General features: G+C 28.6%; 4 protein-coding genes. 1 reads left to right on the top strand and 3 read right to left on the bottom strand.

Features of this window, described 5'->3' with window-relative positions:
- Positions 1-62 precede the first annotated feature (62 nt).
- The 3 genes from ptsP to HMPREF0216_RS05420 all read right to left on the bottom strand — a co-directional run bounded on the left by ptsP (position 63) and on the right by HMPREF0216_RS05420 (position 5,270).
- Positions 63-1,682 (bottom strand): phosphoenolpyruvate--protein phosphotransferase, encoded by a 1,620-nt coding sequence (ptsP, locus tag HMPREF0216_RS05430; RefSeq protein WP_005212126.1) that lies wholly within the window; start codon positions 1,680-1,682, stop codon positions 63-65.
- Between the two features lie 300 nt (positions 1,683-1,982).
- Positions 1,983-3,017 carry a ribonucleotide-diphosphate reductase subunit beta gene (locus HMPREF0216_RS05425; RefSeq protein ID WP_005212125.1) on the bottom strand — a complete coding sequence of 345 codons (1,035 nt, stop codon included), beginning with the start codon at positions 3,015-3,017 and terminating at the stop codon, positions 1,983-1,985.
- 39 nt (positions 3,018-3,056) lie between these two features.
- A complete protein-coding gene (locus tag HMPREF0216_RS05420; protein ID WP_394371318.1) occupies positions 3,057-5,270 on the bottom strand; it encodes a ribonucleoside-diphosphate reductase subunit alpha in 2,214 nt (737 codons plus the stop codon).
- A 314-nt stretch (positions 5,271-5,584) separates the two neighbouring features.
- Here HMPREF0216_RS05420 and HMPREF0216_RS05415 point away from each other — a divergent pair, with 314 nt between their 5' ends.
- On the top strand, positions 5,585-6,442 hold the full coding sequence (locus HMPREF0216_RS05415) for a YitT family protein (RefSeq protein ID WP_005212123.1): 858 nt from the start codon (positions 5,585-5,587) through the stop codon (positions 6,440-6,442).
- Positions 6,443-6,456: the final 14 nt, after the last annotated feature.

The following is a 6,456-nucleotide window of genomic DNA, read 5'->3' as shown; positions in this document are numbered from 1 at the left end:
TGCATAGCAAGTGGTTTTCTAAATACAATAAAAAAGGAATCGCTATTGCGATTCCTTATATATTATTCTTGTTCTAATATTATCTTCTTAGCAGTTAAGATTGATGTAGCACTCATTGAGAATTCATCTAATCCATATTCAACTAATGTAGGGATAGCAGCTTCGTCTCCTGCCATTTCTCCACACATTCCAACCCACTTACCATGTTTGTGAGCTCCATCTATAGTCATCTTTATTAATCTTAATACAGCTGGGTGCATTGGATTATAAAGGTATGATACTTTTTCGCTCATTCTGTCAGCAGCTAATGTGTATTGGATTAAGTCGTTTGTTCCTATTGAGAAGAAATCAACGTGCTTAGCTAATTCATCTGCATATACTGCTGCAGCTGGAATTTCAACCATGATACCCCATTGAGTTGTTTCTGAAGTTTGAACTCCTTCAGCATGTAATTCAGCTCTACATTCTTCAACGAATTCTTTAGCAGCTTGGAATTCTTCTAAGCCTGAAATCATTGGGAACATAACACAAAGGTTTCCGTATACAGAAGCTCTTAATAAAGCTCTGATTTGAACCTTGAATATATCTTTTCTATCTAAACATAATCTTATAGCTCTGTAGCCTAAGAATGGGTTCATTTCTTCTGGTAATGGTAAGTAAGGTAATACCTTATCTCCACCGATATCTAATGTTCTAATAACAACTTGCTTACCGTTAGCTTTTTCTAAAACAGTTTTATAAGCTGTAAATTGTTCTTCTTCAGTTGGAGCTTGATCTCTGTCCATGTATAAGAATTCAGTTCTGAATAATCCTACACCATCTCCACCGTTAGCTAAAACTTGATCTATATCTTCTGGCTTACCAATGTTACCGCAAACTTCTATTCTCTTACCTGATTTAGTTACAGTTTTAACTTCGATAAGTTTCTTTAATTCTTCTTGTTCTGCAGCAAATTTTTCTTTCTTAGCTACATATTCAGCAATAACTTCTTCTGATGGGTTAATTATTGCAAATCCTTCAATACCATCAACGATTATTGAATCACCATTTTTAACTGATGTAGTTATATCTCCTAGACCAACTACAGCTGGAATTTCTAATGTTCTAGCCATGATAGCAGAGTGAGAAGTTCTTCCTCCGATATCTGTTAAGAAACCAACAACTTTTGATCTATCTAATTGGGCTGTATCTGATGGTGTTAAGTCATAAGCAACAACAACTGTATTTGCTTCAGTTATAGCAAAAGCACTTCCACCTTTTCCTGCTAAGTTAGAGATGATTCTCTTAGAAACGTCTTTAATATCAGCAGCTCTTTCTCTCATATATGCATCATCCATTGATTCAAAAATCATAACGAATGTATCTGTAACATTTTGAACAGCTTTCATAGCATTTAAGCTTTCTGTTTCAACTGTCATTTCCATAGTTCCAGTAAACTCTGGGTCATCTAATAAAGTTAAATGAGCTTCGAAAACAGCAGCTTCATGTTCACCTATTTCAGCAAGTGTTTTTTCTTTAATTGCAGTTAATTGTTCTTTTGATGCTGCAAGAGCATTTTGTAATTTTTCCTTTTCTGCAGCTACATCTGAAACCTTAGCATCAGTTATAACTATTTCTTCGTGTTCTTGAATGAATACTTTACCTATTGCATACCCTTTTGATGCAGCGATACCTTTTTTCATTATTGAATTCCTCCTACACTTAAGCAAAATTTAGTACTTTTTTATTTATTTTAAATTTAATGTGTATTAACATATTTTTTCAAACTATAATGTATTATATCATATTTTTTTGATTTGTTAATAACGTTATCATGAAAATTTTGTTTTATATATTATTTTTTATGAATTTTTTTCCAAAATATACTTTTTTTGATTAATTTTATAATAAATTCAAAGTTATTTTGTAATTTTTTTAACTTTAAAATAGATAAATAACATTTTCAATAAGATTTTAAACAAAAATCATGCTTTAGTTAATGATTATAAATCATCAACTAAAACACTTGCTTTTGCATAAGCTGTAGACTTAGCTTCAAAGAAATCTGTTTTAACAGCATTAGCATTAGCTAATGAATCTACCCATGTTGCTGGATTTTTATCATATCCTTCAAATATAGGTTCTAATCCTATTTCTTTTAATCTTTTATTTCCTAAAAATTTAATATAACTTTCTATTAAATTTTTATTTATCCCTTGAATATTTTCACCAATTACGTAATTTCCCCACTTTATCTCATTTAGAACTCCTATTTCCATCATAGTTCTTAGTTCATTTATTAATTCCTTAGTAAATATTTCTTCCTCTTCTTTTTGAAGTTCTTTAATTAAATTTCTAAATAACCAAAGATGTGTATTTTCATCTCTATTTATATAACGAATTTCTTGTGCTGAACCTGGCATTTTCCCATTTCTTTCAAGGTTATAAAAGAACATAAATCCAGAATAGAAATAAATACCTTCCAAAATAAAGTTTGCCATAATAGTTTTTATAAGATTTTCCTTAGTCGGACTCTCTAAAAATTTATTATATTGTCGGCCTATAAACTTATTTCTTTCTAAAAGTATTTTGTCATCTTTCCATTGATAAAGAATTTCATTTCTTTTTTCCGGTGAGCAAATGGTATCAAGCATATAACTATAACTCTGAGAATGAACTGCTTCTTGGAATGCTTGAATAGTTAAGCATAAATTAATCTCACTAGCTGTTATATAATTATTTATATTACTTAAATTTGCTGTCTGTATGGAATCTAAAAATATTAAAAAAGATAAAATTTTATCATAAGCACTTCTTTCATATTCATCTAATTTACTATAATCTTTTAAATCTTGAGCTAAGTTTATCTCTTCTGGTATCCAAAAATTATTCATTGCTTGCCTATACCATTCACTTACCCATCCATACTTCATATTATTGAAGTCATTTAAATTAGTAGTGTTACCATTTATCATTTTTCTTTTACTTACTTCAATATCACCATTTTCATTAAATAAAGGCTTTTTATTTATATTCATTATTATTCTCCCGCTTCTATAAAAAATATCTAAGCTAAATTATGCTGAACAGCTTTCACATTCTGATATTTCTAATGATTTTGATCTTACATAGTAAATTGATTTAACTCCGCATTTATAAGCTTTTATATATAAATTCATTATTTGTCTCATAGTATAATCTGTTGTTATATATAAATTAAATGATTGACCTTGATCTATATGTCTTTGTCTTATTCCATTTATCTCAACACATAAATCTTGATCTATATTATATGCTGAATTATAATACCAGAAATTTTCCCAACTTAAATTTGGTGCTGTTTTAGGAACTATACTTCCCTTCTTCTCCTCAAGCCAGAATCTTGACATAACAGGATCTATCCCTTCACTTGTACCAGCAATTGTAGCTGTAGAACCATTAGGTGCAACTGCAAAAAGATATCCATTTCTTAAACCAAATTTATTAACTTCTTTCTTTAAGTCATTCCATTTATCTGAATTATAATTTCTTAAGTTAAAATACTCTCCATTATCCCAATCAGAACCTTCAAAGCATGAATATTTTCCTTTTTCCTTTGCAATATTCATACTAGCTTTAATAGCATAATAATTTACTTTTTCATAAACACTATCTGCAAATTCTAAATGTTTTTCTTCATTCCAATGAATTTTGTTATTTGCAAGCATATGATGGTATCCACTAGTACCTAAACCTATTGCTCTATACTTTTTGTTTGTAACTTCTGCAAATGGTACTGAATAATAATTTAAGTCTATAACATTGTCCATTGCTCTTATTTGAGTTTCTACTACATATTCAACCTCTTCATCTGAGGTTACATCTACATTTCCTAAAACTACAGATGATAAGTTACAAACAACAAAATCTCCTGCTTTAGTTTTTTCAACAATTATGGTATCTCCATTTTCATCAACTATGGTTGTTTCTTGTATATTCATTGGACTCATATTTTGCATTATTTCTGTACAAAGATTAGACGAGTAAATCATACCTTTATGTTTATTAGGATTCATCTTATTTACAGTATCTCTATAAAAGGCAAATGGAGTTCCAGTCTCTGCCGCACTTTTTATTATTAATCTAACTATATCTTTAACAGACATAACTCTTTTTTCTATTCTTTCATCATTTACACAGTCATAATATCTTTTTTCCCATTCTTCCCCATAAAAATCTTCAAGAGAATATCCTTTAATAGTTTTTATCTCATGAGGACACATCATGTACCAATTTGCATCAATATCATTTTCTGCAAGCTTCCAAAATAAATCTGGATAACAAAGGCCTGGGAAAATATCATGAGCCTTTTTTCTATCATCCCCATTATTAGTTCTAAGTTGTAAAAATTCTGGTACTTCTTTATGCCATGCATCAAGCCAAATTGCAACTGAACCATTTCTTACTCCTAATTGATCAACTGCAATTGCAGTATCATTAAATAGCTTTATCCATGGAATAACTCCTCCTGATGCACCTTTAAATCCTCTTATAGATGATCCAATAGCTCTTATTTTCCCTATATAAATACCCATTCCTCCACCGAATTTTGAAACTTCAGCAAAATTATCTATTGATTTATATATTCCCTTTAAGCTATCTTCAACTGTATCTATAAAGCATGAGCTTAATTGATAAAATGGCTTTCTAGCATTAGACATAGTAGGAGTGGCCATAGTAGCCTTTAAAGAACTTAAAACATCATAAAACCTCTTTGCCCACATAACTTTAGTTTCTTTTCTTTCTGGAATTGCTAAATGCATTGCTATTCCCATAAACATTTGTTGTGGAAGCTCAAGAGGTTTTCTATCATAATCTTGAATTAAATATCTCTTTGCTAATAAATCTATACCACTATAAGTAAATAAAAAATCCCTTTCAGGTTTTATTTCCTTTTCTAATTCTTTTATTTCATCTTCTGAATAGTTTTCTAAAATATATTTTCCATATAAATTTTTTTCAGTCATTTCACATATGAAATCAAAAAAATCAGTATATGGATTCATTTCAGATTCTATTTTTCTATTGCTTTTTATCTCATCATATAATCTATATACATAAAGCTTTGATGCAACATATTGCCACTTAGGTTCCTGTTCTGTTGTCAATTCTAAAGCTGCTTGTATTACAGAATTTCTAACACCATTGCTATCCATATTTTCTCTTATTATATTTTTGCAGCTTTCAAGAAGCTTTTCTTTAACATATACTCCTTGTGAATCACTAATTCCCTCAATTGCAAATTGGCATATATTTTCTAAATTACTCACCGTCGTTCCTCCACTATATATAGTATATTTATTATTCTCTCACACAATATATTGTTAATTATAATGGTGCTATTTATTCTTGTAAAACAATTAATAAAGCAAAAAAATTAAAAGAATACTTATAATTCATTAAATTACTACTATTTTCTTTGTTTATCTATAATAATTATTTTTTAATAATAATTATTACCGTTTTCTTATAAGCCTAAAATTTTATAAATAACTTAACATAAGCTTATATTTAATATATAATTTTTATAGATATTTAATTTATTACTTAAATGAGGTATCATTTTATGAAAGATTTTTTAAAAAATAAGCAATTTTATATCGATGTTGTTGTAATTGTATTAGGTTGTTTTATTTCATCTCTTGGTGTTAATTTATTCTTATCTAATGCACAATTACTAAGTGGTGGCGTTACAGGGATAGGTCTTATTTTACAATACCTTTTTGAAATACCATCAGGAATTACAGTTTTCATTCTTAATATTCCTTTATTTTTTATAAGCTATAAGTTTCTTAGCAAAAGATTTACTATTTATACCGCTATAGGTATGATTTCCTTTTCTACAGCTTTAATGATTACTAAACCATTATCTAGTTTAGTTAGTGTAGATGATACATTACTTTACTGTATATATGGTGGTTTATTAAGTGGAATTGGTTATGGATTAGTTTTCTTTAGAAATGGTTCTATAGGTGGAACTGATATTATAACTATGGTTATAAGAAAAAAATATTCTAATCTTGATATTGGAAAAGTTGGATTTGGATTTAACTTAGTTATAGTAACAATAGCAGCATTTATTTTTGGTGTTCCTAAAGCTTTATATACTCTTAAATCTCTCTTTATTACAAGTACAGTTTTAGATAAAGTTTTAAACGGATTTACAAGCAAAAAGCTGCTTCTTATATTAACTGAAAAAGAGGATGACATAATTAATTATGTTATTAAGGATATGAATCGTGGAATAACTAGTCTTATGGCTGAAGGTGGCTATACTCATAATAAGAAAAAATTATTATATGTTGCAGTAACAACCTCTCAAATGATTAGTTTAAAAAATAAAATCCTTAGAATTGATCCTAAGGCATTTATTACTATAATCGATGTATCAGAGGTTAAAGGAAAAGGCTTCCAAGCAATTTAATTGTTAGATAAAAT

The sequence above is a fragment of the Clostridium celatum DSM 1785 genome, assembly GCF_000320405.1.
Taxonomy (GTDB): domain Bacteria; phylum Bacillota; class Clostridia; order Clostridiales; family Clostridiaceae; genus Clostridium; species Clostridium celatum.
The sequence above is the reverse complement of the archived record's forward strand: the minus strand, read 5'-3'. Positions and strand labels throughout refer to the sequence as shown.